The organism is Oceanicella actignis, assembly GCF_008124525.1.
Classification (GTDB): domain Bacteria; phylum Pseudomonadota; class Alphaproteobacteria; order Rhodobacterales; family Rhodobacteraceae; genus Oceanicella; species Oceanicella actignis.
In genome coordinates, this window is record NZ_VNHJ01000002.1 from 402,573 (window position 1) to 424,906 (window position 22,334).

Below are 22,334 nucleotides of genomic sequence, written 5' to 3' on the forward strand. Positions count from 1 at the left end.
AAGGAGCGCAAGACATGACCGGTTCCGATCCCAAGAGCGCGCACATCGTCTCCTCCTACGACGAGGACCTGGCCGCCCTTCAGGCCCGCGTCGCCGAGATGGGCGGCCTGGCCGAGGCCATGCTGGCCGACGCGATCGAGGCCCTGCGCAAGCGCGACGTCGAGCGGTGCCGCGAGGTGGTGGCGCGCGACAAGCGGCTTGACGAGCTCGAGGCCGAGATCGAGGCGCGCGCCATCCGCATCATCGCCCTGCGCGCCCCCGTGGCCTTCGACCTGCGGCTGGTGGTGGCGTGCATGCGCATGTCCTCGACGCTCGAGCGGGTGGGCGATCTGGCCAAGAACGTGGCCAAGCGCGGTATCGACCTGGCGGCGGCGGGGCCGCTGCCGATGATGGGCTCGATCGCGCGCATGGGCGAGGCGGCGCGCCGCCAGCTGTCCGAGGCGCTCGACGCGTTCGTCTCGCGCGATTCCGAGCTGGCGCTGAGCGTGTGGCGCCGCGACGTCGAGATCGACGAGCTTTACGAGTCGCTCTTTCGCGAGGTGGTCACCTACATGATGGAGGACCCGCGCACCATCACGCTTGGCTCGCACTGCATGTTCATCGCCAAGAACCTCGAGCGCGTGGGCGATCACGCCACCCATGTCGCCGAGCTGGCCTATTACGTCGTCGAGGGCGAGCCGCTGGACGGCGAGCGTCCGCGCGGCACGGCCTCGGACGCGCCGACCGGCTGACCGCCCCGCGCCTTGCAATACAGGAGCCGCCATGTCCGCCCGGATCATGCTGGTCGAGGATGAAGAGGCGCTTTGCGCCCTGCTCGAATACAACCTGCGCAAGGAGGGGTTCGCGGTCTCGGTCGTCTCGGACGGCGACGAGGCCCTGCCCGCCATCGAGGACGAGCGCCCCGATCTGGTCCTGCTCGACTGGATGCTGCCCAACGTCTCGGGCGTCGAGATCTGCCGCGCCATCCGCGCCCGGGCGCAGCTGCGCGACATGCCCGTGATCATGCTGACCGCCCGCGGCGAGGAAGAGGACCGCGTGCGCGGGCTCGAGCTGGGGGCGGACGACTACATGACCAAGCCCTTCTCGACGACCGAGCTGATCGCGCGCATCCGCGCCGTGCTGCGGCGCGCGCGCCCGGCGGTGGCCGGATCGGCGGCGCGCTTCGGCGACATCGAGCTGGACCGCGACACGCGCCGCGTGCGCCGCGCCGGGCGCGAGGTGCGGCTTGGGCCGACCGAGTTCCGTCTGCTGGACGTGCTGTTGCAGCGCCCGGGGCGTGTCTTCTCGCGCGAGCAGCTTCTGGACCTGGTGTGGGGGCGCGACGTGTATGTCGAGCCGCGCACCGTGGACGTGCATGTGGGCCGCCTGCGCAAGGCGCTGAACCGGCGGGGCGAGCGCGACCCGATCCGCACGGTGCGCTCGGCCGGCTACGCGCTGGACGAAACCTACGCCCCCTGACGCGGCGAGGGGGCGAAGCGGGCGGGGTTCCGCGGCGCCGCCCGGCGACGCCCGCAGGCCGTCGAGGGCATGGCCCCAGTCGATCCGCCGGCCATGGCGGCCCCCGTCATCGGCGCGAATGCTCCGAAGCGCGCCGCCGTTCTCCGCTCGCACCCATCGCCGCCTTGGCCCCGCGTCCGCTTGGCCCGGCGTCCGTTCGGTCCGTGTCCGCTTGGCGCGGCGTCCGTTTGGCCGGGCGCCCCCTTGACCCGGCGTCTTGGCCCCCGTGTCCGCTTCTCCCCATGCCCGCTTGACCCCGTGGCCCTTTGCCTTGGCGGCCGCTTCGGCCCGACTCGGTTTCGCCCGTCTCGGTTTCGCCCGTGTCCGCTTCACCCCGCGTCCGTTTGGCCCCTTGTCCGCTTCGCGCTGCACGCGCGGTGGAGGGCTGGCAGGGCCGCGGCGCCCGCCCATCTCGCCGCCCGCGGAACGGCGCCCCGACGGCCCATGGCGCGGCGCAGGCGCATCGGGCGCGCGCGCCGGTCGATCGGGTCCGCTAGCGCAGGTTGACCCGGATGGCGGCGGCGGCGGCGAAGGGCGAGATCGCCAGCGCCAGCAGCGTCACCGCGCCCAGGAACAGCAGGGACGGACCCGCCGGCAGGCCGTGCGCCGCCTGATCGGCCGCCCGCGCGCCAAAGATCAGCGTGGGAACGTAAAGCGGCAGCACCAGCACCGACAGCAGCAGGCCGCCGCGCCGCACCCCCACCGTCAGCGCCGCGCCCACCGCCCCGATCAGGCTGAGCGCGGGCGTGCCGATGACCAGCCCCGCGATCAGCGCGCCATAGGCCGGCGCGGGCAGGTTCAGCGTCAGCGCAAGCGCCGGCGCGACCGCGATCAGCGGCGTCGCGGTAGTCAGCCAATGCGCCGTCGCCTTGGCCAGAACGGCCGCCTCCAACGGCAGCGGCGCCAGCGCCAACTGATCGAGCGATCCGTCCTCGTGATCGGCTTGCAGCAGTCGGTCGAGCGACAGCAGGCAGGCCAGCAGCGCCGCCGCCCACAGCACCCCCGGCGCGATTCGCGCCAGCCCCGCCGGGTCGGGGCCGACGCCCAGCGGCATCAGAAGCACCACGATCAGGAAGAAGGTCGCCCCCAGCAGCCCGCCGCCGCCGATGCGCAGCGCCAGGGTCACGTCGCGCCGGATCAGCGCCAGAAAAACGCTCATTCCCATGCTCCGGTCAGAAACGGATCGTCGCCCGCCGCGCTCGCGTCGGGCCCCTCGCCGCCGCCGGGGGCATGCGGGGCGATCACCGCCACGGGGCCGTCGGGCAGCCCCATCTCGACATGCGTGGCGGCCACGGCCAGCCCGCCGGCGGCGCAATGCTCGGCCACGGCGCGGGCGAATTCTGCGGCGTTTCGCGCATCGAGCGAGACCGTCGGCTCGTCCAGCAGCCAGAGCGGGCGGCGCGCCACCAGAAGCCGCGCCAGCCCCAGCCGCCGCTTCTGCCCGGCCGAGCAGTAATGCGCCGGCTCGTCGGCCAGCCGCGCCAGGTCGAAACGCTCGAGCGCGCCGTCGGCCGCCGCGCGCGCCGCCGCTCCGCGCAGGCCGAACAGGCGCGCCCAGGTCAGCAGGTTCTGGCGCACGCTCAGCGCCGGCTTGACCGCGTCCAGATGCCCCGCCAGCGCCACGCGCGCGCGCCAGCCCTCGGGGTCGGCGCGCAGCGACAGCGCGCCCATGCGCGCATCGCCCGCCGCCGGCGGCAGCAGCCCCGCCAGGATGCGGATGAGCGAGGACTTGCCCGCCCCGTTCGGCCCGCGCAGCACCGCCGCCTGACCCGGCGCGACGCGCAGGCTGACGTCTTTGAACACCAGCCGCCCGGCGCGGCGGCAGGCCAGGCCGTGCAGCTCGAGCGGAGCGTCGACGGGGGGAAAGGGAGGCGGGACGGGCATGGCGAACTCCTTGTTCCCCGGTCATAGCCGCCCGCCGCCGCCGAGCAAAGGGCGCGGCGCGTCGCGGGCGCTGGGGGCCGTCGCCGTCGGAGCGTCGCAGGCGCGCCGGGTGCGCGCTGGGGGCGGCGGCCCGCGGGGGGCGGCGCTGGGCCGCGCGAGCGATTGCGCCGCCGCGGGCGACGGGTGCGGGACAACGGCGCCCCGTGCGCGTGGCGGCCCGGCGCTGGCCCGGGGATGCGGCCGGGGCGGTGCGGGGGCGAGGCGGGGGTGGCGCCGGACGGTGCGGGCGATCGCGCCGCCGGGGGCGGGTGCGCGACAAGGGAGCCCCGGGCGCTTTGGGCGGGGGGTGCGGGCGATCGCGCCGCCGGGCGGCGGGTGCGCGACCAAGGGAGCTTCCGGGCGCGTTGGGCGGGCTGCGCCTGGCGGGGACGCGGCCGTGAGCGATGCGGGGGGCGGCGCCGGGACCGAGCGGGCGCCGCGCCGCCGGGCGCGTTGGGGGAGCGAGGGCGCGCGGCGGGTGCGCATACGTTTGCATACACTTGCACACATCGCCGCGCGCGCGTATTGAGGCGCCAGGGGATTGCCTGTAGAACAGGCCCCGACCTTCCGCCCGCGGCAAGGGCCTTGCGCCCCGCCCCGAGCCCCCGCAGCCGGCGCGCCGCGCCATGACGTCAAGGGGAGACTGACGTGACGATTCAAGTCGGACAAGACACCGCCCGGACCCGCCGCGAGATCGCCTCCGGCGGCAAGACCCTGGCCTACTACTCGATCCCGGCCGCGCAGGAGGCGGGGCTGGGCGACTTCTCCAGGCTGCCGGCCTCGCTCAAGGTCGTGCTCGAGAACATGCTGCGCTTCGAGGATGGCGGGCGCACCGTCTCGGTGGACGACATCAAGGCCTTCGCCGAGTGGGCGGCCAATGGCGGCCGCAACCCGCGCGAAATCGCCTACCGCCCCGCGCGCGTGCTGATGCAGGACTTCACCGGCGTTCCGGCCGTGGTCGACCTTGCGGCCATGCGCGACGGCATCGTGGCGCTCGGGGGCGATCCCAAGAAGATCAACCCGCTCAACCCGGTCGATCTGGTCATCGACCACTCGGTCATGATCGACGAGTTCGGCAACCCCCGCGCCTTCCGCGTGAACGTCGAGCGCGAATACGAGCGCAACATCGAGCGCTACACCTTCCTCAAATGGGGCCAGAAGGCGTTCGACAACTTCCGCGTCGTGCCGCCGGGCACCGGCATCTGCCACCAGGTGAACCTCGAATACCTGGCCCAGACCGTGTGGACCGACACCGACCAGAACGGCGTCGAGGTGGCCTATCCCGACACGCTGGTCGGCACCGACAGCCACACCACCATGATCAACGGCCTTGCCGTTCTGGGCTGGGGCGTGGGCGGCATCGAGGCCGAGGCGGCCATGCTGGGCCAGCCCATCTCGATGCTCATCCCCGAGGTCGTCGGCTTCGAGCTGACCGGCGAGATGGTCGAGGGCGCCACCGCCACCGACCTGGTGCTCAAGGTCGTCAAGATGCTGCGCGACAAGGGCGTGGTGGGCAAGTTCGTCGAGTTCTTCGGCGACGGGCTCGATCGCCTGCCGCTGGCCGACCGCGCCACCATCGCCAACATGGCCCCCGAATACGGCGCCACCTGCGGCTTCTTCCCCATCGACGACGAGACGCTGCGCTATCTGCGCGTGACCGGCCGTTCGGAGGAGCGCATCGCCCTGGTCGAGGCCTACGCCAAGGAGAACGGCCTGTGGCGCGGCCCGGACTACCGCCCGGTCTACACCGACACGCTGCACCTCGACATGTCCGAGATCGTGCCCGCCATCTCGGGGCCCAAGCGCCCGCAGGATTACGTCACGCTCGACCGCGCGGCCGAAGAGTTCCTGCAGGTGGTCGCCGACTACCGCGGCGTGGACATGTCGCTGCCGGCCAAGGACATGGCCGCCGAGGGGCCGGCCGGCGACGCCCCCGCCGTGATCGATCCGCGCAAGTCCCAGCCGGTCAAGGGGCAGGATTACGCGCTGCGCGACGGCTCGATCGTGATCGCCTCGATCACCTCGTGCACCAACACCTCGAACCCCTATGTGATGATCGGCGCCGGCCTGGTCGCGCGCAAGGCGCGCGCGCTGGGGCTGACGCGCAAGCCGTGGGTCAAGACCTCGCTCGCGCCGGGCAGCCAGGTGGTGTCCGAGTATCTCGAGGCCGCCGGCCTGCAGGAGGATCTGGACGCGCTGGGCTTCAACCTGGTCGGCTATGGCTGCACCACCTGCATCGGCAACTCGGGCCCCATCGCGCCCGAGCTGAGCGAGGCCATCGCCGAGGGCGAGCTAATGGCGGTGTCGGTGCTGTCGGGCAACCGCAACTTCGAGGGCCGCATCAGCCCCGACGTGCGCGCCAACTACCTGGCCTCGCCGCCGCTGGTGGTGGCCTACGCCATCGCCGGCGACATGAACGTGGACCTGACCCGCGATCCCATCGGCCATGATCCCGAGGGCAAGCCCGTCTACCTCAAGGACATCTGGCCCAGCACGCAGGAGATCGCCGAGCTGGTCGAGAAGACCGTCACCCGCGAGGCGTTCCAGAAGAAATACGCCGACGTCTTCAAGGGCGACGAGAAGTGGCAGAGCGTTCAGACCACCGACAGCCTGACCTATGACTGGCCGCCCGAGTCGACCTACATCCGCAATCCCCCCTACTTCCAGGGCATGAGCCCCGAGCCGGGCGTGATCTCGGACGTCGAGGGCGCGCGCATCCTGGCGATCCTGGGCGACATGGTCACCACCGACCACATCTCGCCCGCCGGCTCGTTCAAGCCCGACACCCCCGCCGGCAAGTATCTGCTCGAGCGGGGCGTGCAGCCGCGCGACTTCAACTCCTACGGCTCGCGCCGCGGCAATCACGAGGTGATGATGCGCGGCACCTTCGCCAACATCCGCATCCGCAACGAGATGCTGACGGGCGTCGAGGGCGGCTTCACCAAGGGGCCGGACGGGCAGGTCGTGCCGATCTTCGACGCCGCCATGGCGTGGAAGGAGCGCGGCGTGCCGCTGGTCGTGATCGCCGGCGAGCAGTATGGCGCGGGGTCGTCGCGCGACTGGGCTGCCAAGGGCACGGCGCTTCTGGGCGTCAAGGCGGTCATCGCCGAAAGCTTCGAGCGCATCCACCGTTCGAACCTGGTGGGGATGGGCGTCATTCCCTTCGAGTTCATGAACGGCCAAAACCGCAAGTCGCTGGGCCTGACGGGCGACGAGACCATCTCGATCCGCGGCCTGGCGGGCGATCTGCGCCCGCAGCAGACGGTCAAGGGCGTGATCGGCCGGCCCGACGGCTCGACCGAGGAGTTCGACCTGCGCTGCCGCATCGACACCGAAGTCGAGATCGACTACGTGCGCAACGGCGGCGTGCTGCACTATGTGCTGCGCGGGCTGGCGAAGGCCTCCTGACCTGCGCAGACGCATGGCGCTGCGCCGTGGCGGCCGCCCCTTCGGGGGCGGCCGTTTGCGTTCCTGGGCGTGGCCGGGCGATCACATCCTCAGGAACGGCCCAAAAAGGGTATGGATTGGTTAACCAAGTCGTGGCTCAATGAACCTACCGCCGCGGCGCGGGCCCGTGCCGGAACGCACGCCGCGCCGCCGCGCAAACGAGCAGGAGAATCGACCACGGAACACAGCCATGACCCGAATCGACGCGGACTTCCGCAAGCAGCTTGAGGGATACTCCCTGGCCACGGCGGAGATCACCTATCACCTTCCCGACGCGCACGGAATTCTGCAGACCTATCTCTGGCAGGACTATGACGAGGCGCCGCGCTTCCCGCGCCTGCGCAAGTTCCTGGAATTCTGGCAGCGCGAGCTCGAAGGTCCGCTTCATTCGGTGCGCGTGTGCCATTGCCGCCTGCTTGGCGCGCGCGAGGTGCGGCTGGTGGGGACCGAGCTGACGCTCCACTGAACGCCGCCGGGCCGGGCGGCGCGCCGCCGCCCGGCGCATCCGCGGGGCGCAGGACAGGGCGGGCTTTCGCACCCCCGAGCCGCGCCGTTTCGCAGGGCCGCGCCGCGGCTCCTCGCCCCGCGCGCCCTTGCCCGCCCTTCGTTTCGGCTCCGTCCTGACGCTTGCGCGCAGGGGTCCGCCCACGCCCGTCCGATCACCGGCCGCGCTTTCGCCCGCGCAAGGCCGTCCTCGCGCAAGGGTGACTCGCCCGCGCCGCGCCGCCGCGCTAGGCTTTGGGCCAAAGCATGCAACCGGCCCGGCGCGCGGGCCTCGCAGGACGCCCCATGACCGGACCTTTTCTTCGCCGCCTTCTTCTGCTGGCCCTTTCCTTCGCCGCGGCGCCGGGCGCGGCGCCGCTGCGCGCCCAGACGCCGGTGGTGGTCGAGCTGTTCACCAGCCAGGGCTGCGCCTCGTGTCCGCCGGCCGACGCGCTTCTGGCCGAGCTGGCCGAGCGGCCGGACGTGATCGCGCTCTCGCTGCATGTCGATTACTGGGACTATCTGGGCTGGCGCGACCAGTTCGCCCGCCCCGAGCATACGCTCCGTCAGAAGGCCTATCGCGACGTCGCCGGCGCGCGCTCGCTGTTCACGCCGCAGATGGTGGTGCAGGGCCGCGCGCAGCTGGTCGGCAGCCGGCGCGACAAGGTTCTGGCCGCCATCGAGGCCGAAAGCGCCCGCCCGCCCGCCGCGCAGGTGACGCTGCGCGCGACCGATGGCGCGCTCGAGATCGTCGTGGCGCCGGGGGTCGGGGGCGTCGAGCGCGCCTGCGTGATCTGGGCTGCGGCCTATGACACCCCGCCGCCCGTGGCCATCGCCGCGGGCGAGAACGCCGGGCGCGTCGCGCTCTACCGCAACGTGGTGCGCAGCTGGATGCGCGTGGGCGCGTGGGACGGCGCGGGGCCGCGCGTTTTCCGCGCTCCGATGCCCATGGGCGCCCAGGGCGTCGCCGTCCTGGTGCAGGAGGGTGAGGCGGGGCCTATTCTGGGCGCGGCCAAGATCGACTTCTGAACGCTCAGCCGCCCGCGCCGCCGCCCCGGCGCGCCGCGGCGCGCAGCGCCTCGCCGCGCGGGCGCAGCTTCCAGCGCCGGTGAAGCCAGAACCATTGCCCCGGATCGCGCAGGATCCAGTCCGAGATGCGGGCGTTGACCTCGGCCATCATCGCCTCGGGGGCGCCATGGGGGACGGGCTCTTCGAAGGCGACGTCGAAGCCGAGCCCGTCGGCGCGCCGGCGCCCGCGCGCGGGGATCAGCGCGGCGCCGAAGCGGCGCGCCAGCTCGGCGGCGGCCAGCGCGGTTTCCGCCTCGCGCCCCAGAAAGGGCAGAAGCGGCGCGCCCGTCTGGCGCTGGTCCACCAGGATCAGCGCCGCCCCGCCTTGCGCCACATGGCGCAGAAGCGCGCGCGAGCCCGCCCGCCCCTTGTGCAGGACCGGCTCGCCGGCCTCGCGGACCATGCCTTGCACGATCCTGTCCACCGAGGGATTGTTGAACGCCCGGTAGATCAGCGCCGAGGGCGCGCCAAGGCGGCGGGCCGCGAGGCGGATCGCCTCCCAATTGCCGAAATGCGCGCTGACCAGGACGACGCCGCGCCCCGCCCGGGCGGCGCGCGTCAGATGCTCGGCGCCCGAGACCTCGAACAGCTCGGGGCGGGCGGCCAGCTCGGCCATGCGCAGGTGCTCGACGCTCAGCCGCGCCAGGTTGTCGCCCATGGCGCGCAGCACCTCGCGCCGGCGGGCCTCGTCCCAATCGGGCCGGACAAGGGCCATGTTGGCATAGGCGCGCTTGCGCGCCGGCGCCAGCAGCGGGATCAGCGCCGCGCCCGCGCGCCCGGCCGCGTTGCGCGTGGCGTCGAGCGGCCCCGGCCGCGTCAACGCCTGCAAGAGCCGCACGCCGGCGGTCTCGAGCGCGAATGCCGCGCGTCGCGCAGGCGGAATGTCGCGGGTCTGGGCGGGCACGGCCTGCTCTCCGGGTCGGGCCGAGCGGGTCAGGCGCCGGCGCGCCGCCGCTCGCGCCACCACACATAGAGGCCGGCGCCGACGATCACAAGCGCGCCGACCACGGTCCACAGGTCGGGGATCTCGGCGTAGAAGGCGAAGCCCCACAGCGTGTTGAACACCAGCCCGCAATAGCTGAGCGGCGCGATGACCGAGGCTTCGGCCCGCCGCAGCGCGTGGATGATGGCCAGGTGCCCCGCGCCGCCCAGCAGTCCGAAGGTGGACATGATGAGCGCATCCGCCAGGCTTGGCGTCGTCCACGCGAACGGCATGGCCAGCGACGAGACCAGCGCGCCGAACAGGCCGGTGTAAAGGAACGCGGTCCACGGGCTTTCGTCGTCGCTCAGCCAGCGCGTGGCGATCGAGTAGCCCGCAAAGCACAGCGCCGCCGCCATGGGCAGAAGCGCCGCGGGCGAGAACACCTCGAGCCCCGGGCGGATGATGATGAGCGCGCCGCAGAACCCCGCCGCCACGCCCGCCCAGCGCCGCGGGCCGACATGCTCGCGCAGGATGAAGAAGGCCAACGCGGTGATGAGCAGCGGCGCGATCTCGAAGATCGCCGTCGCCTCGGCCAGCTGCATGTGCGCAAAGGCGGCGAAGAAGCAGGCCGTGGCGCCGAACAGCAGCACCGAGCGCAGCGCATGCAGCATGGGCCGGCGCGTGGGCAGAAGCTGCGGCAGCCGCGGGGCCAGCAGGACGAAGGCCCATACGGTCTGGCTGGCGTAGCGCGCCCAGACCACCTGAAGCGGGTCGTAGCGCTGCGCCAGCCCCTTGGCCACCGCGTCCATGCAGCTGAACGCGAACACCGCAGCGACCATCAGCAGCATGCCCAGCGCCTCGGGGCGCATGGCGGGGCGCGGGTGGGTCATTTCGGCGCCTGGGGGACGGCGACGCCGATCATGCAGTCGCGCGTGACCAGGGCGGCCAGGCGCTCTTCGTCCCAGCCCTCGGTTCCGGCGGGGCGGGCGGGCAGCACGAAATAGCGCATGTCGGCGGTCGAATCGTGGACGCGGATGCGGACATGCGCCGGCAGCTCGAGGCCGAACTCGGCCAGCACCTTGCGCGGTTCGGCCACCACGCGCGAGCGGTAGGCGCGCTGCTTGTACCAGTCGGGCGGCAGGCCGAGCAGGTTGCGCGGATAGCACGAGCACAGCGTGCAGACGACGACGTTGTGGGTGGTCTCGTCGTTCTCGACCGCGATCAGGCGCAGCGCGTCGATGTCGCAGCCCATCTCGCGCGCAGCGGCCGAGGCGTCGGCCAGAAGCCGCGCCTTGAAGGCCGGATCGGTCCAGGCGCGCGCCACCACGCGCGCTCCCGCCGCGGGCGAGCGCGCGTCCATGCGGGCGATGGCGTCGGCGATCTCGCGCGCGGTCAGCACGCCCTTTTCGATCAGCAGCTCGCGCACCGCGATCTCGAGCGCCTGCGCCGCCGTCAGCGGGCCGTCCTGGTCGGGGCGATAGGGGTGCCCCGAGGGGCTCAGATGCTCGTGCGGGTGGTCATGAGGCATCGTCAAGCGGCTCCAGCCAGTGTTCGAAGATCTCGGCCTCGAGCACGTCGTCGGGGCGTTCGGCGCGCGGCCCCCACAGCTCGGCCATGGTGAAGCGCACGCGATAAAGGCGCAGCCTGCGCGCCGGCAGGCCGTAGGCCAGCTGCTCGGGATTGGCGAACAGGCCCAGCTCGCGCTCGATCTCGCCCACGCGGCCGCGCAGATACCAGGGCGTGCGCACATGCAGGCCCGGCGGCGCCCAGGCGCGCACCCGCACCCGCTCAGCCATCGCCGCGATCCAGCGAGCAGGCGCCGTAGTCCTCGCCGCGCGCGCGCACCTCGGCAAGCTTGCGCGCAAGCTCTTCGGTCGTGTAGGCGCCGGCTTCGATCAGGTTGCGGTTCACCGCGTGGATCCAGCGCTCGTAATAGGTCATGGCCGCGAAGGATTCCTCGCCCATGTCCTCGAGCACGCGGCGCAGGCCGTCGACGGTGAACAGCCCCTTGCCGGTGGTCAGGACCATGAGCGCGTCCACGCGCTTTTCCCAAAGGGCGTAGTCATGCTCGGCCGGGTCCACGGGGCCGGCGGGCAGGCCGCCCATGTCGTGCCATTGGCGCAGGACGGGATCGAGGGAAGATTCGGGCGCGTCGGTCATGGCGCCGAGCATAGGCCGCGCGCGCGGCGCTTGCCAAGCCGCGGCGGCCGCGCGGCGCAAAAGGCGACGCCCCGTCCGGCGGGACGGGGCGCGCGGGTCAGTGCTTGAGCGGTCCGATGACCATGATCATCTGACGCCCTTCCATCTTGGGCATCGATTCGACCTTGCCCAGCTCCTCCACATCCTTGGCGATGCGTTCGAGCAGGGCGCGGCCAAGCTCCTGATGCGCCATCTCGCGTCCGCGGAAGCGCAGGGTGACCTTCACCTTGTCGCCTTCCTCGAGAAAACGGCGCACGTTCCGCATCTTCACGTCATAGTCATGCGTGTCGATGTTCGGGCGGAACTTGACCTCCTTGATCTCGATGATCTTCTGCTTCTTGCGGGCTTCGGCGGCCTTTTTCTGCTGTTCATACTTGAACTTGCCGAAGTCCATGATCTTGCACACGGGCGGCGAGGCGTTCGGGGAGATCTCGACCAGGTCGAGCCCCACCTCCTGCGCCATGCGGATCGCCTCTTCGGGCGTCACGACGCCGCGGTTCTCGCCTTCGTGGTCGATGAGGCGAATCTCGGGGACCCGGATCTTGTGATTCACGCGGGGTCCCGTCTCGCGGGTCGGAGGGGCGTTGTGCGGTCTGCGCGCTATGGCTTTCGCGTCCTCTGCTGTTCATGCAAAAAAGCGCCGCCGCCCCAGCGCGGGGCCGCGACCTTGGCGCGCAGAATACATTCCCGCGCGCGAAGATCAAGATGCAAGGCGCCGGTCGCATCCCGCGCGCGGGCGCGTTAACAGGGGCGCATGAACAAGGCGTTTCTTTCCGTCGAATCCTCGATCACGGGGCGGCGCTGGGTCGGGCCCGGTCCCGAGGTCGAGCGCATGAGCGAAGCCATCTCGCAGCGCGCGGGGCTGCCCGACGCGGTGGCGCGCGTGCTGGCCGCGCGCGGCGTGCCGCCCGAAGAGGCCGCCGCATGGCTCGAGCCGCGGCTGCGCGACCTGACGCCCGATCCCTCGACGCTGCGCGACATGGACCTGGCGGCCGAGCGCCTGGCCGATGCGGTCGAACGGCGCGAGCGCGTGGCCCTGTTCGGCGATTACGACGTGGACGGGGCGGCCTCTTCGGCCATGGTGGCGCGCTGGCTGCGGGCGCTGGGGGTCGAGCCGACCGTCTACATTCCCGACCGCATCGACGAGGGATACGGCCCCAACGTTCCGGCCATGACGCAGTTGGCCGAGCGCCATTCGCTGATCGTCTGCCTCGATTGCGGCACCCTTTCGCACGAGCCCATCGCCGCCGCCGTCGCGAAGGGCGCGCAGGTGATGGTGGTCGATCACCACCTGGCCGCCGAGACGCTGCCCCCCGCGCTGGCCGTGGTCAATCCCAACCGCCAGGACGAGGACGGGGCGCTGGGACATCTGTGCGCGGCGGGGGTGGCCTTTTTGCTGCTGATCGCGGCCAACCGGGCGCTGCGCGGGCGCGGGGCGAAGAAGCTGCCCGATCTGATGCAGCTTGTGGACCTGGCGGCGCTGGCCACGGTGGCCGACGTGGCGCCGCTGATCGGCTGGAACCGCGCGCTGGTGCGCCAGGGGCTGGCGGTGATGGCCCGGCGCGGCAAGCCGGGCCTGGCGGCGCTGGCCGATGCGGCGCGGCTGAACGCGCCGCCCGGCGCCTATCATCTGGGCTATGTGCTGGGGCCGCGCATCAATGCGGGCGGGCGCATCGGGGCCTCGGATCTGGGCGCGCGGCTGCTGAGCACCGACGATCCGCACGAGGCCGAGGCGCTGGCCGCCCGGCTCGAGGCGCTGAACGCCGAGCGGCGCGCGATCGAGGCGCAGGTGCTCGAAGCCGCGGCCGAGCAGGCCGAGGCGCGCGGGGTCGACGGGCCGCTTGCCTGGGCGGCCGGGCAGGGCTGGCATCCGGGCGTTCTGGGCATCGTCGCCGCCCGGCTCAAGGAGCGCTACAACCGCCCCGCCGTGGTGATCGGCCTGGCCGAGGGCGTCGGCGCCGGGTCGGGGCGCTCGGTCGCCGGCGTGGATCTGGGCTCGGCGGTGGCGGCGCTGGCGCGCGAGGGGCTGCTGGTCAAGGGCGGCGGGCACCGCATGGCCGCGGGCCTGACGGTGCGCGAAGAGCGGCTGGACGAGGCGATGGCGCGCCTGTCCGAAAAGCTGGCCCGCCAGGGCGCGGGCGCGCAGGGGCCGCGCGATCTGCGGCTGGACGGCGCCCTGACGCCCGGCGGCGCGACGGTCGAGCTGATCGAGACGCTCGAGCGCGCCGGGCCCTTTGGTCAGGGCGCGCCGGCGCCGCGCTTCGCCTTTCCGGCGGTCGAGGCGGCGTTCGTCAAGACGGTGGGCGAGGGGCATTTGCGCGTGACGCTGCGCGGGCCGGGCGGCGCCCGGCTGGACGCCATCGCCTTCCGCGCCTTCGACGGGCCCTTGGGGCCGTTCCTTTCGGGGCTGTCGGGGGCGCCGGCGCATGTGGCGGGCCGGCTCGAGATCGACGACTGGGGCGGCCGCCGCAAGCCCAAGCTGCGCATCGAGGACGCCGCGCCGGTGGGTTGACGCGGCGCGGGCGGGGGGTGGCGCGGCGCGTTCCGGGCATCCGGGCGCGTCGGGTGGCTGACGATGCCGGCAAGATCGCCATCGGGCGCGGATTTCGCCCGGGCGCGGGCCGCGGGAACCGGCCGGGGCCGCATGAGGGGTCGGCGCGCGAAAAGGGGCCGGGCGCAGCGCCCGGCCCCCGTTGAGGCCCCGTCATTGCGCGCCATGACGGCGCGCCCTCACTCGGCCTTGTCGTCGCCCTTGTCTGCGTCCGGGCGCCCCTCGTCCCGCGCCGCGCCCAGAAGGCGGTCGCGCAGGGCGGCGAACTTGTCGGCCATGGCCTTGAACAGCCCGCCGGCATCCTTATGCGCGGCGACCTTTTCCTCGAGCTCGTCGAGCGCTTCGTGCAGCTCCTTGTAGTCGCTCTTGCGCCCGTAGCCGAAAGCCTGCGCCAGCTTCAGCTCGCGCCGCGCCGCGGCCAGATATTCGGCCGCCGTGGGCGCCTTGGCGGCCGCGTCCCGATCGCCCTGCGCCGCCTTGCCCTCGCCCTCCTCGAGCAGCTTCTGGGCCTGGCGGATCATCAGCTCGGCGCGCAGGGGCGGCAGCGGGATGGCCTGGTCGACGATCACCTGCGCGCTCAGCGCGCTTTCCAGCGCGGCCAGGGCCTCCTTGTCCTTGCCCTCATGGATCAGGCGCGCGGCTTCGAGCAGCGCGTCGGGATAGGTCGCCAGCGGCAGGTTGACCGTGCGCACCACCAGCTCGGAGCCGAAATCGCGGATCAGGGCGCGGGCCTCCTGATAGCGGCCCTCGTCGGTCAGGTCGTCGATCTGCTCGCCATAGGCTTCGACGGTTTCGGCGTCGCCGGGGAACTCGATGCGCAGAAGCTGCACGTCCACCGGCGCCAGCGCCAGCTTGGGATCGCGGGCGATGACGGTCTCGAGCTTGCCGGTCGCCGCGGCCAGCGCGTCGAGCGCGGCCTGGCGCTCGCCCTTCTCGAGCGCGTCGAGCGCGGCCTGCGTGCGCTCGAGCGCATCGACCGCTTCCTGGATCAGGGTTTCGGAGGCGGCGTCGACGCGCCCCTGCGCGGCGTCGTTCACGCCCTGCCGGACCGCGCCGGCGCGCGGGTCGGCGGCGGGCGCCTCATCGGCCATGGCGGCCAGGCCGAAGCCCAGCGCCAGCGCCGCCACGCCGCCGGCAAGGGCGCGGCGCAGGCGCGCCGCGGGGCGATTCGCGTTGTCGGTCATGGTCTGCTCTCCTTTCGCGCCCTGTGGGCTCAGCCTTCCTTGACCTCGATGCGGCGGGCCTTGCTGCGCGCCTCGGCGTCGACGGGAATGCGGATGGTCAGAACGCCGTTGCGGAAGGTCGCCTCGGCCTTGTCGCCCTGCACGCCCGGAGGCAGCGGGATGGTGCGGTAGATGGCGCCGTAGCTGCGCTCGGACAGGAAGTAGCCCTTCTTCTCTTCCTGGCGCTCGATGCGCTTCTCGCCCTTGACGGTCAGCACGTCGTCCGAGATGGAGACCTCGACGTCCTTCATCTCCATGCCCGGCAGCTCGATCGAGACCTCGATGGCGTTCTCGACCTCGACCATGTCCGAGCGCGGGCCGCCCCAGGGCAGGTGGATTCCGTCGGTCATGGATTCGAGCCGCGACCAGAAGTTCTGGAAGGCCTTCTCGACCTCGTGCTGAAGCTTGGCGACGGGGTGTTCGGCGCGCGCGTCGCCGGCGTCTTCGGGGGCGCCGTCCTTGCGCGCCCAGGGGATGATGTCCTTGATCTGCATGGCGCTCCTCCTTTGGGTTGGTCGGTTGGTCGGTTGGTCGGTCGGGGCCGCGCCCCGGGGCGGGGCGCGGGCGGTTCAGGCGCGCGTCACTCGGGCTTGACCTCGATGCGGCGCGGCAGGGCCGCCTTGGCGCGCGGGATGGTCAGCGTCAGCACGCCGGCGCGCATGCGGGCCTCGATGCCGTCGGGATCGAGGTCTTCGGAGAGCGAGAAGGCGCGCTCGTAGTCGCCTTCGGCGTATTCGGACCAGGCCAGCGCAAAGTTCTCGGGCTGGGCCGGGCGGTTGCGTCCGCGCACCACCAGCACGCCGCGATCGACCGAGATCTCGACATCCTCGGGCGCGACGCCGGGCATCTCCATCATCAGGGTCAGCCCGCCCTCGGCCTCGACGATGTCGGTCAGCGGGCGGTAGACGATGGCGCCGCGGGCGGTCTGGCCGCTTTCGACGGGCGCGACGTTGGCGTTGATCTCGTTGGTCATGGCGCGTCCTCCTCGCTCAGGAAGCCTTGATCTCGATGCGGCGGGGCTTGTCGGCCTCGGGGCGCTGGATCGCGATGCGCAGCACGCCGTCCTTGAAGCGCGCCTCGACCTTGTCGGGATCGGCGCGGAAGGGCAGGCGGATCGCGCGCGCGAACTGGCCGAAGCCGCGCTCGCGCAGGCGCCAGACGGCGCCTTCGGCGGCTTCGGGCGCCTTGCGCTCGCCGCGCAGGGTCAGAACGTTGTCCTTGACGGTGATCTCGATGTCGCCGGGTTCGACGCCCGGAAGCTCGGCCGTCACCACCGCGGCGTCGGCGTTCTGCCAGACGTTCACCGGCGGGAAGGCGGCGGGGGCGACGCGGCGCATGACGTCGTCCATGTCGCGTGCGACGCGGCGCATCAGGGCGAAGGGATCGATCGTCATCAAGCCGGATGCGGGATGCAGCATGGTCATCTCCTCCTTGTTCCCATACGCTCGTCCGAGGGCGGAGAGCCTGGCGGCCCGAGGGGAGACGTCGGCTGCGTCCGACGGCGCGGCGCGCCGTTGCGCCGGCGCAACGCGCGGCGCGTGGAAACGACCGTTCGGGCGGCCTCCATTGCCTGGCCGGCCGCCGCCGATCCGCGCCCTGCGCCGGATCAGCCGTCTGCTGTCGAACCCCGTTCGGGCGTTCTGAGGCAGATAAAGGAACGCTTCGCGCCCCGTTCAAGGGGCGCCGCGTGCCAGAGGCGAACGCTGCGCCGGCCCTCGGCGCCGCGCGATTTCGGGACGGGCGTCTGCGTGGCGAAAAAATCGCTCGGAGGGGCTTGCGAATGTTGCGGTGCGGCAACAGATAGGTGGGGCCGCGCGAGGGGCGCGTACAGGAGGGGTTCGCTGATGGACAGGAAGACGGCGCTCAACATCTGGTATTTCGCCTTCGCCTTCCTGGCGGTGGCGTTCATCCAGGACTTCATCGCCGGCGCGCGCGAGGTCGCGCCCATTCCCTACAGCAAGTTCGAGGAATACGTCGACCAGGGGCTGATCAAGCGCGCGGTCATCGGCTCGCAGACCATCACGGGCGAGTTCGCGCACCCCGTCGAGGGGCGCTCGCGCTTCGTGACGACGCTGGTCGATCCGGCCATCGTCGCGCGTCTCGAGGGCAAGGGCGTCGAGTTCACCGGCCGGCCCGAGAACACCTTCCTGACCACGCTGCTGTCATGGGTCGTGCCGGCGCTGGTCTTCTTCGGCCTGTGGATGGTCTTCTTCCGCAAGATCGCCGAGAAGCAGGGCCTGGGCGGCTTCATGTCGGTCGGGCGTTCGCGCGCGAAGGTCTATGTCGAGAAACAGACCGGCGTCACCTTCGACGACGTCGCCGGCGTGGACGAGGCCAAGCAGGAGCTGCAGGAGGTCGTCGAATTCCTGCGCAATCCCGCCGAATACGGCCGCCTTGGCGCGCGCATCCCCAAGGGGGTGCTGCTGGTCGGCCCGCCCGGCACCGGCAAGACGCTGCTGGCGCGCGCCGTCGCCGGCGAGGCGGGGGTGACGTTCTTCTCGATCTCGGGCTCGGAGTTCGTCGAGATGTTCGTCGGCGTGGGCGCGGCGCGCGTGCGCGACCTGTTCGAGCAGGCGCGCAAGAACGCCCCGGCCATCATCTTCATCGACGAGCTGGACGCGCTGGGCCGCGCGCGCAACGCGCCCGGTCTGCCCGGCGGCAATGACGAGCGCGAGCAGACGCTCAACCAGCTGCTGACCGAGATGGACGGCTTCGACCCCTCTGCGGGCATCGTGCTGCTGGCCGCGACCAACCGCCCCGAGATCCTCGACCCCGCGCTGCTGCGCGCGGGCCGGTTCGACCGCCAGGTTCTGGTCGACAAGCCCGACAAGACCGGCCGCGTGGCGATCCTGAAGGTGCACATGAAGAAGGTGCGCCTGGCGCCCGACGCCGACCCCGAGAAGATCGCCGCGCTGACGCCCGGCTTCTCGGGCGCCGATCTGGCGAACCTGGTGAACGAGGCCGCGCTGCTGGCCACGCGCCGCAAGGCCGAGGCCGTGACGATGGAGGATTTCACCAACGCGGTCGAGCGCATCGTCGCCGGGCTTGAAAAGCGCAACCGCCTGCTCAACGAGACCGAGCGCCGCGTCGTCGCCCATCACGAGATGGGCCACGCCCTGGTCGCCATGGCCACGCCCGGCGCCGATCCGGTGCACAAGGTCTCGATCATTCCGCGCGGCGTGGGCGCGCTGGGCTACACCATCCAGCGCCCGACCGAGGACCGCTTCCTGATGACCCGCGAAGAGCTCGAGGGCAAGATCGCCGTTCTTCTGGGCGGGCGCGCGGCCGAGGCGATCGTGTTCGGGCACCTGTCCACCGGCGCGGCCGACGATCTGGCCAAGGCCACCGACGTGGCTCGCGCCATGGCCGCGCGCTACGGCATGATCCCCGAGCTGGGCCATGTCAGCTACGACAGCGAGCGGCAGGGCTTTCTCGGCCCCTCCGGCGAGGGCTGGATGACCCGCCGCTATTCCGAGGAGACCGCGCGGCGCATCGACCAGGCCGTGCGCGAGGTGATCGACGCGGCCTATGCGCGCGCGCGCGCCGTGCTCGAGGCCAACCGCGATCTGCTCCTGCGCTCGGCCGCCGAGCTGCTCGAGCGCGAGACGCTGGCGGGCGAAGCCCTTGAGCGGATCGCACGCCAGGTGCGCCAGCCGGCCCAGTCGGCCCAGTCGACGCAGCCGGCGCAGGCCGACGGGGGTTGACGCAGGTCATGGGCGCGCCCGGCGCATGCTGTCATGCATGGGGCGCGCCGCACAGGAACGCTCCCGCGCGGCGGGGGCGACGCGATCCCCGCGCGGGCGGGGAATGAAACGCCGGTTCGGGCCGATGCCGCGAACCGGGAAGGAAAACGAAAGAGAAGGAAGAGGAGTAGAAGATGGCGAAAGGCATTTGCGACGTTTGCGGCGTCAGACCGGCGACGGTCCGCGCCCGCATCACCACCAACGGACAGACCCAGGTCATGGAGCTGTGCGACGAGGATTACCGCCGGCTTGCGCGCCGGCAGGGCCGCAGCAGCTCGCCGCTCGAGTCGCTGTTCGGGCGCCATGGCAGCCTGTTCGACGAATTCTTCGGCGACAGCCTGTTCTCGGATGACCTGCTGGGCGGCGCGCTGGGCCGCGGCGCCGGTCTTGGCGGCGGCCTGCCGGGCGCCGATGAGGGTGAGGCCGAGGCGCCCCGCGCCGCGCCGCGCGCCGGCCGCGCCCCGCGCCGCGGCGGCGGCATCGCCGACCGGCTCAGCTCGCAGGGCGAGAAGCTGCTGCAGGAAGCCGCGCGCACGGCGCAGGAATTCGGCCGCTCCGAGGTCGACACCGAGCACCTTCTGCACGCGCTGACGAATTCGGACGTGGTCCGCACGATCTTCGACCAGTTCAAGATCTCGGCCGACGACCTGCGCCGCCAGATCGAAAGCGAAGCGCCCAAGGGCGAGGGCGCCAAGGGCGCCGAGGGCGAGATCGGCGTGTCGCCGCGCCTGAAGGACGCGCTTTCGCGCGCGCTCAACGCCTCGACCGAGCTTGGCCACAGCTATGTCGGCCCCGAGCACCTGCTCATCGGCCTGGCCGAAGAGGGCGAGGGCCTGGCGGCGACCATGCTCAAGCGCTACGGCCTGACGCCGCAGGCTCTGCGCCAGAAGATCACCAAGGTCGTGGGCCGCGGCGCCGAGGAAGGCCGCGTCGAGCCGCCCTCGAACACGCCCGAGCTGGACAAGTTCTCGCGCGATCTGACCAAGATGGCGCGCGAGGGCAAGCTTGACCCCGTCATCGGCCGCGCCCGCGAGATCGAGACCACGATCGAGGTCCTGGCCCGCCGCAAGAAGAACAACCCCGTTCTGATCGGCGAGCCCGGCGTGGGCAAGACGGCCATCGTCGAGGGCCTGGCGCAGCGCATCGTCGCCGGCGAGGTGCCCGAGTCGCTGCTGAACAAGCGGCTGGTCGAGCTGAACATCAACTCGATGGTGGCCGGCTCGAAATACCGCGGCGAGTTCGAGGAGCGCGTGCAGAGCATCCTCAAGGAGATCACCGAGAACCAGGACGACATGATCCTGTTCATCGACGAGATCCACACCATCGTCGGCGCCGGCCAGGGCGGCGGCGAGGGCGGCCTCGACATCGCCAACACCTTCAAGCCGGCGCTGGCGCGCGGCGAGCTGAACCTGATCGGCGCGACGACGCTCAACGAGTATCAGAAATACATCGAGAAGGACGCCGCGCTCGAACGCCGCTTCCAGCCGGTCTTCGTGCCCGAGCCGACGGTGGCGCAGACCATCATGATCCTGCGCGGCCTGCGCGACTCGCTCGAGGCGCACCACAAGGTGACGATCACCGACGAGGCGATCATCGCCGCGGCCGAGCTGTCGGACCGCTACATCACCGCGCGCTTCCTGCCCGACAAGGCGATCGACCTGATCGACCAGGCGGCGGCGCGGGTGAAGATCAGCGCCACCGCGCGCCCGGTCGAGGTGCAGGAGCTGGAGGCCGAGGTCGAGCAGCTCAAGCGCGAGCAGGACTACGCCGCCTCGCGCAAGCAGTTCGACAAGGCCGCCGAGCTCAAGAAGCAGCTCGAAGAGCGTCAGGCCGAGCTTGAAGAGCTGACCGAAAGCTGGAAGCGCGACCGCGCGTCGGGCGCCGTCGAGGTGCGCGCCGAGCATGTGGCGCAGGTGGTCTCGAAGCTGACGGGCATTCCCGTGGCCGAGCTGACCGCCGAAGAGCGCGAGAAGCTGCTCAAGATGGAAGAGCGCCTGCACCAGCGCGTCATCGGCCAGGAGGAGGCCATCCGCGCCGTCTCCGACGCCGTGCGCCTGTCGCGCGCCGGCCTGCGCGAGGGCAACCGCCCCGTGGCCACCTTCCTGTTCCTGGGTCCGACCGGCGTCGGCAAGACCGAGCTGGCCAAGGCCCTGGCCGAGGTGGTCTATGGCGACGAGGACGCGCTGCTGCGCATCGACATGTCCGAGTATGGCGAGCGCCACGCCGTCGCGCGGCTGGTGGGCGCGCCTCCGGGCTATGTCGGCTACGAGGAGGGCGGCCAGCTGACCGAGAAGGTCCGCCGCCGGCCCTATTCGGTGGTCCTCTTGGACGAGATCGAGAAGGCCCACCCGGACGTCTACAACATCCTTCTGCAGGTGTTCGACGACGGCCGGCTGACCGACGGCAAGGGGCGCGTGGTGGACTTCACCAACACCATCATCATCGCGACCTCGAACCTGGGCTCGGACATCATCCAGCGGAACCTGAAGGCCCGCGGCACCAAGGACGAGGACCCGGCCAAGCTCAAGGCCGACCTGATGCAGGTGCTGCGCGGCCACTTCCGGCCCGAGTTCATCAACCGGATCGACGAGATCATCGTCTTCCAGTCGCTGAGCAAGGCCGAGATCCGCGCCATCGTCGAGCTGCAGCTCGAGCGGGTGCGGCGCACCGCGCATGGGCAGGGGGTGGATCTGCACTTCGATCCCTCGGTGCTCGAGCACTTCGCCGCCGTGGGCTACCGGCCCGAGTTCGGCGCGCGCGAGCTGCGGCGCCTGATCCGCACCGAGCTGGAAACGGCGCTGGCACGCGAGATGCTCGGCGGCGCGATCGGAGAGGGCGACGCGGTGAACGTGCGCTGGGACGGCGAGGCGCAGAAGATCGTCTTCGAGAAGCGCCCCGCCGAGGCGGCCGAGCCCAAGGCCGACGACGCCGGCAAGGGCGACGCGGCCGAGCCGGCGGCCGAGTGAGCCACGCGCCGGCCGCCCTGGCGCGGCCGGCGTTCCGCATGCCTTGCGCCCCGATGGGGCGCCGATCCCGCGCCCGCCGGCCCCGCGCCGGCGGGCGCTTGCGTTCAAGGAAAGTCGGCCAAGGGAAACTCGGCCAAGGGAGAACGCCATGACCGCATCACGCAACGAAACGCCGCCGCGGGGCGGCGGCCGCGGCCCCGGTCCGGGCGCCGGCCGGGCCGCGCAGGGCCCTGCGCGCAAGGGGGCGATCGGGAGCGCCGAAGCGGGCGCGAAAGGCGGCGCGCAATGGGTTCGCGACCCGGCCTTCGAATC

The 22,334-nt window shown here is 72.0% G+C and carries 20 protein-coding genes; 8 read left to right on the top strand and 12 right to left on the bottom strand.

What is annotated here, in order from left to right:
* Positions 1 to 14 precede the first annotated feature (14 nt).
* Both phoU and phoB read left to right on the top strand, forming a co-directional pair.
* A complete protein-coding gene (gene phoU / locus LY05_RS04530; RefSeq protein ID WP_148922248.1) occupies positions 15 to 731 on the top strand; it encodes a phosphate signaling complex protein PhoU in 717 nt (238 codons plus the stop codon).
* Between the two features lie 31 nt (positions 732 to 762).
* Positions 763 to 1,458: a phosphate regulon transcriptional regulator PhoB gene (phoB, locus tag LY05_RS04535; RefSeq protein WP_148922249.1), complete on the top strand. Its 696-nt coding sequence runs from the start codon at positions 763 to 765 to the stop codon at positions 1,456 to 1,458.
* Positions 1,459 to 1,990: 532 nt separating this feature from the next.
* On the opposite strand, the gene ccmB is transcribed toward phoB, so the two are convergent.
* Entirely contained in the window at positions 1,991 to 2,656 is a 666-nt protein-coding gene (gene ccmB / locus LY05_RS04540) for a heme exporter protein CcmB (RefSeq protein ID WP_072746725.1), read from the bottom strand.
* Positions 2,653 to 3,381: a heme ABC exporter ATP-binding protein CcmA gene (ccmA, locus tag LY05_RS04545; RefSeq protein ID WP_148922250.1), complete on the bottom strand. Its 729-nt coding sequence runs from the start codon at positions 3,379 to 3,381 to the stop codon at positions 2,653 to 2,655. Before ccmA ends, ccmB begins: the two co-directional genes overlap by 4 nt.
* Before the next feature lie 687 nt (positions 3,382 to 4,068).
* Here ccmA and acnA point away from each other — a divergent pair.
* The 3 genes from acnA to LY05_RS04560 all read left to right on the top strand — a co-directional run bounded on the left by acnA (position 4,069) and on the right by LY05_RS04560 (position 8,379).
* Positions 4,069 to 6,828 (top strand): aconitate hydratase AcnA, encoded by a 2,760-nt coding sequence (gene acnA / locus LY05_RS04550; RefSeq protein WP_148922251.1) that lies wholly within the window; start codon positions 4,069 to 4,071, stop codon positions 6,826 to 6,828.
* A 229-nt stretch (positions 6,829 to 7,057) separates the two neighbouring features.
* Positions 7,058 to 7,333, top strand: coding sequence for an usg protein (locus LY05_RS04555; RefSeq protein ID WP_072746722.1), 276 nt, complete (start codon positions 7,058 to 7,060; stop codon positions 7,331 to 7,333).
* A 323-nt stretch (positions 7,334 to 7,656) separates the two neighbouring features.
* Positions 7,657 to 8,379, top strand: coding sequence for a DUF1223 domain-containing protein (locus LY05_RS04560; protein ID WP_170258815.1), 723 nt, complete (start codon positions 7,657 to 7,659; stop codon positions 8,377 to 8,379).
* Between the two features lie 4 nt (positions 8,380 to 8,383).
* On the opposite strand, the gene LY05_RS04565 is transcribed toward LY05_RS04560, so the two are convergent.
* The 6 genes from LY05_RS04565 to infC form a co-directional block, all read right to left on the bottom strand.
* Positions 8,384 to 9,322, bottom strand: coding sequence for a lysophospholipid acyltransferase family protein (locus LY05_RS04565; RefSeq protein ID WP_170258817.1), 939 nt, complete (start codon positions 9,320 to 9,322; stop codon positions 8,384 to 8,386).
* Positions 9,323 to 9,351: 29 nt separating this feature from the next.
* Positions 9,352 to 10,230 (bottom strand): DMT family transporter, encoded by an 879-nt coding sequence (locus LY05_RS04570; RefSeq protein WP_249041854.1) that lies wholly within the window; start codon positions 10,228 to 10,230, stop codon positions 9,352 to 9,354.
* On the bottom strand, positions 10,227 to 10,868 hold the full coding sequence (nthA, locus tag LY05_RS04575; protein WP_148922253.1) for a nitrile hydratase subunit alpha: 642 nt from the start codon (positions 10,866 to 10,868) through the stop codon (positions 10,227 to 10,229). Before nthA ends, LY05_RS04570 begins: the two co-directional genes overlap by 4 nt.
* On the bottom strand, positions 10,858 to 11,136 hold the full coding sequence (locus LY05_RS15595) for an SH3-like domain-containing protein (protein ID WP_148922254.1): 279 nt from the start codon (positions 11,134 to 11,136) through the stop codon (positions 10,858 to 10,860). The genes nthA and LY05_RS15595 overlap by 11 nt, the downstream gene beginning before the upstream one ends.
* On the bottom strand, positions 11,129 to 11,500 hold the full coding sequence (locus LY05_RS15600) for a ScnB-like protein (RefSeq protein ID WP_346265226.1): 372 nt from the start codon (positions 11,498 to 11,500) through the stop codon (positions 11,129 to 11,131). The genes LY05_RS15595 and LY05_RS15600 overlap by 8 nt, the downstream gene beginning before the upstream one ends.
* Before the next feature lie 97 nt (positions 11,501 to 11,597).
* Positions 11,598 to 12,092 carry a translation initiation factor IF-3 gene (gene infC, locus LY05_RS04590; RefSeq protein WP_245728416.1) on the bottom strand — a complete coding sequence of 165 codons (495 nt, stop codon included), beginning with the start codon at positions 12,090 to 12,092 and terminating at the stop codon, positions 11,598 to 11,600.
* A 201-nt stretch (positions 12,093 to 12,293) separates the two neighbouring features.
* Between infC and recJ the strand changes: the two genes are divergently transcribed.
* The gene (gene recJ / locus LY05_RS04595) at positions 12,294 to 14,051 is read left to right on the top strand and encodes a single-stranded-DNA-specific exonuclease RecJ (protein WP_148922255.1); all 1,758 of its coding nucleotides are present in this window, start codon (positions 12,294 to 12,296) and stop codon (positions 14,049 to 14,051) included.
* A 218-nt stretch (positions 14,052 to 14,269) separates the two neighbouring features.
* Here the strand turns inward: recJ and LY05_RS04600 are convergent, their stop codons facing one another.
* The 4 genes from LY05_RS04600 to LY05_RS04615 all read right to left on the bottom strand — a co-directional run bounded on the left by LY05_RS04600 (position 14,270) and on the right by LY05_RS04615 (position 16,737).
* Positions 14,270 to 15,274 carry a YfdX family protein gene (locus tag LY05_RS04600; RefSeq protein ID WP_148922256.1) on the bottom strand — a complete coding sequence of 335 codons (1,005 nt, stop codon included), beginning with the start codon at positions 15,272 to 15,274 and terminating at the stop codon, positions 14,270 to 14,272.
* Between the two features lie 29 nt (positions 15,275 to 15,303).
* On the bottom strand, positions 15,304 to 15,807 hold the full coding sequence (locus tag LY05_RS04605) for an Hsp20/alpha crystallin family protein (protein WP_148922257.1): 504 nt from the start codon (positions 15,805 to 15,807) through the stop codon (positions 15,304 to 15,306).
* 86 nt (positions 15,808 to 15,893) lie between these two features.
* Positions 15,894 to 16,286, bottom strand: coding sequence for an Hsp20/alpha crystallin family protein (locus LY05_RS04610; protein ID WP_072746713.1), 393 nt, complete (start codon positions 16,284 to 16,286; stop codon positions 15,894 to 15,896).
* Between the two features lie 16 nt (positions 16,287 to 16,302).
* Positions 16,303 to 16,737 (bottom strand): Hsp20/alpha crystallin family protein, encoded by a 435-nt coding sequence (locus LY05_RS04615; RefSeq protein WP_245728415.1) that lies wholly within the window; start codon positions 16,735 to 16,737, stop codon positions 16,303 to 16,305.
* A 420-nt stretch (positions 16,738 to 17,157) separates the two neighbouring features.
* Between LY05_RS04615 and ftsH the strand changes: the two genes are divergently transcribed.
* Together ftsH and LY05_RS04625 are read left to right on the top strand one after the other, a co-directional pair.
* Entirely contained in the window at positions 17,158 to 19,017 is a 1,860-nt protein-coding gene (ftsH, locus tag LY05_RS04620) for an ATP-dependent zinc metalloprotease FtsH (protein WP_148922258.1), read from the top strand.
* A 173-nt stretch (positions 19,018 to 19,190) separates the two neighbouring features.
* On the top strand, positions 19,191 to 22,022 hold the full coding sequence (locus tag LY05_RS04625) for an ATP-dependent Clp protease ATP-binding subunit (protein ID WP_148922259.1): 2,832 nt from the start codon (positions 19,191 to 19,193) through the stop codon (positions 22,020 to 22,022).
* Positions 22,023 to 22,334 lie beyond the last annotated feature (312 nt).

What these genes read in the sequence shown, in the direction of transcription:
- phoU (WP_148922248.1), top strand. Translation starts at nt 15, where the DNA reads ATGACCGGTTCCGATCCCAAGAGCGCGCACATCGTCTCCTCCTACGAC.
- phoB (WP_148922249.1), top strand. Translation starts at nt 763, where the DNA reads ATGTCCGCCCGGATCATGCTGGTCGAGGATGAAGAGGCGCTTTGCGCC.
- ccmB (WP_072746725.1), bottom strand. Translation starts at nt 2,656, where the DNA reads ATGAGCGTTTTTCTGGCGCTGATCCGGCGCGACGTGACCCTGGCGCTG.
- ccmA (WP_148922250.1), bottom strand. Translation starts at nt 3,381, where the DNA reads ATGCCCGTCCCGCCTCCCTTTCCCCCCGTCGACGCTCCGCTCGAGCTG.
- LY05_RS04555 (WP_072746722.1), top strand. Translation starts at nt 7,058, where the DNA reads ATGACCCGAATCGACGCGGACTTCCGCAAGCAGCTTGAGGGATACTCC.
- LY05_RS04560 (WP_170258815.1), top strand. Translation starts at nt 7,657, where the DNA reads ATGACCGGACCTTTTCTTCGCCGCCTTCTTCTGCTGGCCCTTTCCTTC.
- LY05_RS04570 (WP_249041854.1), bottom strand. Translation starts at nt 10,230, where the DNA reads ATGACCCACCCGCGCCCCGCCATGCGCCCCGAGGCGCTGGGCATGCTG.
- nthA (WP_148922253.1), bottom strand. Translation starts at nt 10,868, where the DNA reads ATGCCTCATGACCACCCGCACGAGCATCTGAGCCCCTCGGGGCACCCC.
- LY05_RS15595 (WP_148922254.1), bottom strand. Translation starts at nt 11,136, where the DNA reads ATGGCTGAGCGGGTGCGGGTGCGCGCCTGGGCGCCGCCGGGCCTGCAT.
- LY05_RS15600 (WP_346265226.1), bottom strand. Translation starts at nt 11,500, where the DNA reads ATGACCGACGCGCCCGAATCTTCCCTCGATCCCGTCCTGCGCCAATGG.
- recJ (WP_148922255.1), top strand. Translation starts at nt 12,294, where the DNA reads ATGAACAAGGCGTTTCTTTCCGTCGAATCCTCGATCACGGGGCGGCGC.
- LY05_RS04600 (WP_148922256.1), bottom strand. Translation starts at nt 15,274, where the DNA reads ATGACCGACAACGCGAATCGCCCCGCGGCGCGCCTGCGCCGCGCCCTT.
- LY05_RS04605 (WP_148922257.1), bottom strand. Translation starts at nt 15,807, where the DNA reads ATGCAGATCAAGGACATCATCCCCTGGGCGCGCAAGGACGGCGCCCCC.
- LY05_RS04610 (WP_072746713.1), bottom strand. Translation starts at nt 16,286, where the DNA reads ATGACCAACGAGATCAACGCCAACGTCGCGCCCGTCGAAAGCGGCCAG.
- LY05_RS04615 (WP_245728415.1), bottom strand. Translation starts at nt 16,737, where the DNA reads ATGACCATGCTGCATCCCGCATCCGGCTTGATGACGATCGATCCCTTC.
- ftsH (WP_148922258.1), top strand. Translation starts at nt 17,158, where the DNA reads ATGGACAGGAAGACGGCGCTCAACATCTGGTATTTCGCCTTCGCCTTC.
- LY05_RS04625 (WP_148922259.1), top strand. Translation starts at nt 19,191, where the DNA reads ATGGCGAAAGGCATTTGCGACGTTTGCGGCGTCAGACCGGCGACGGTC.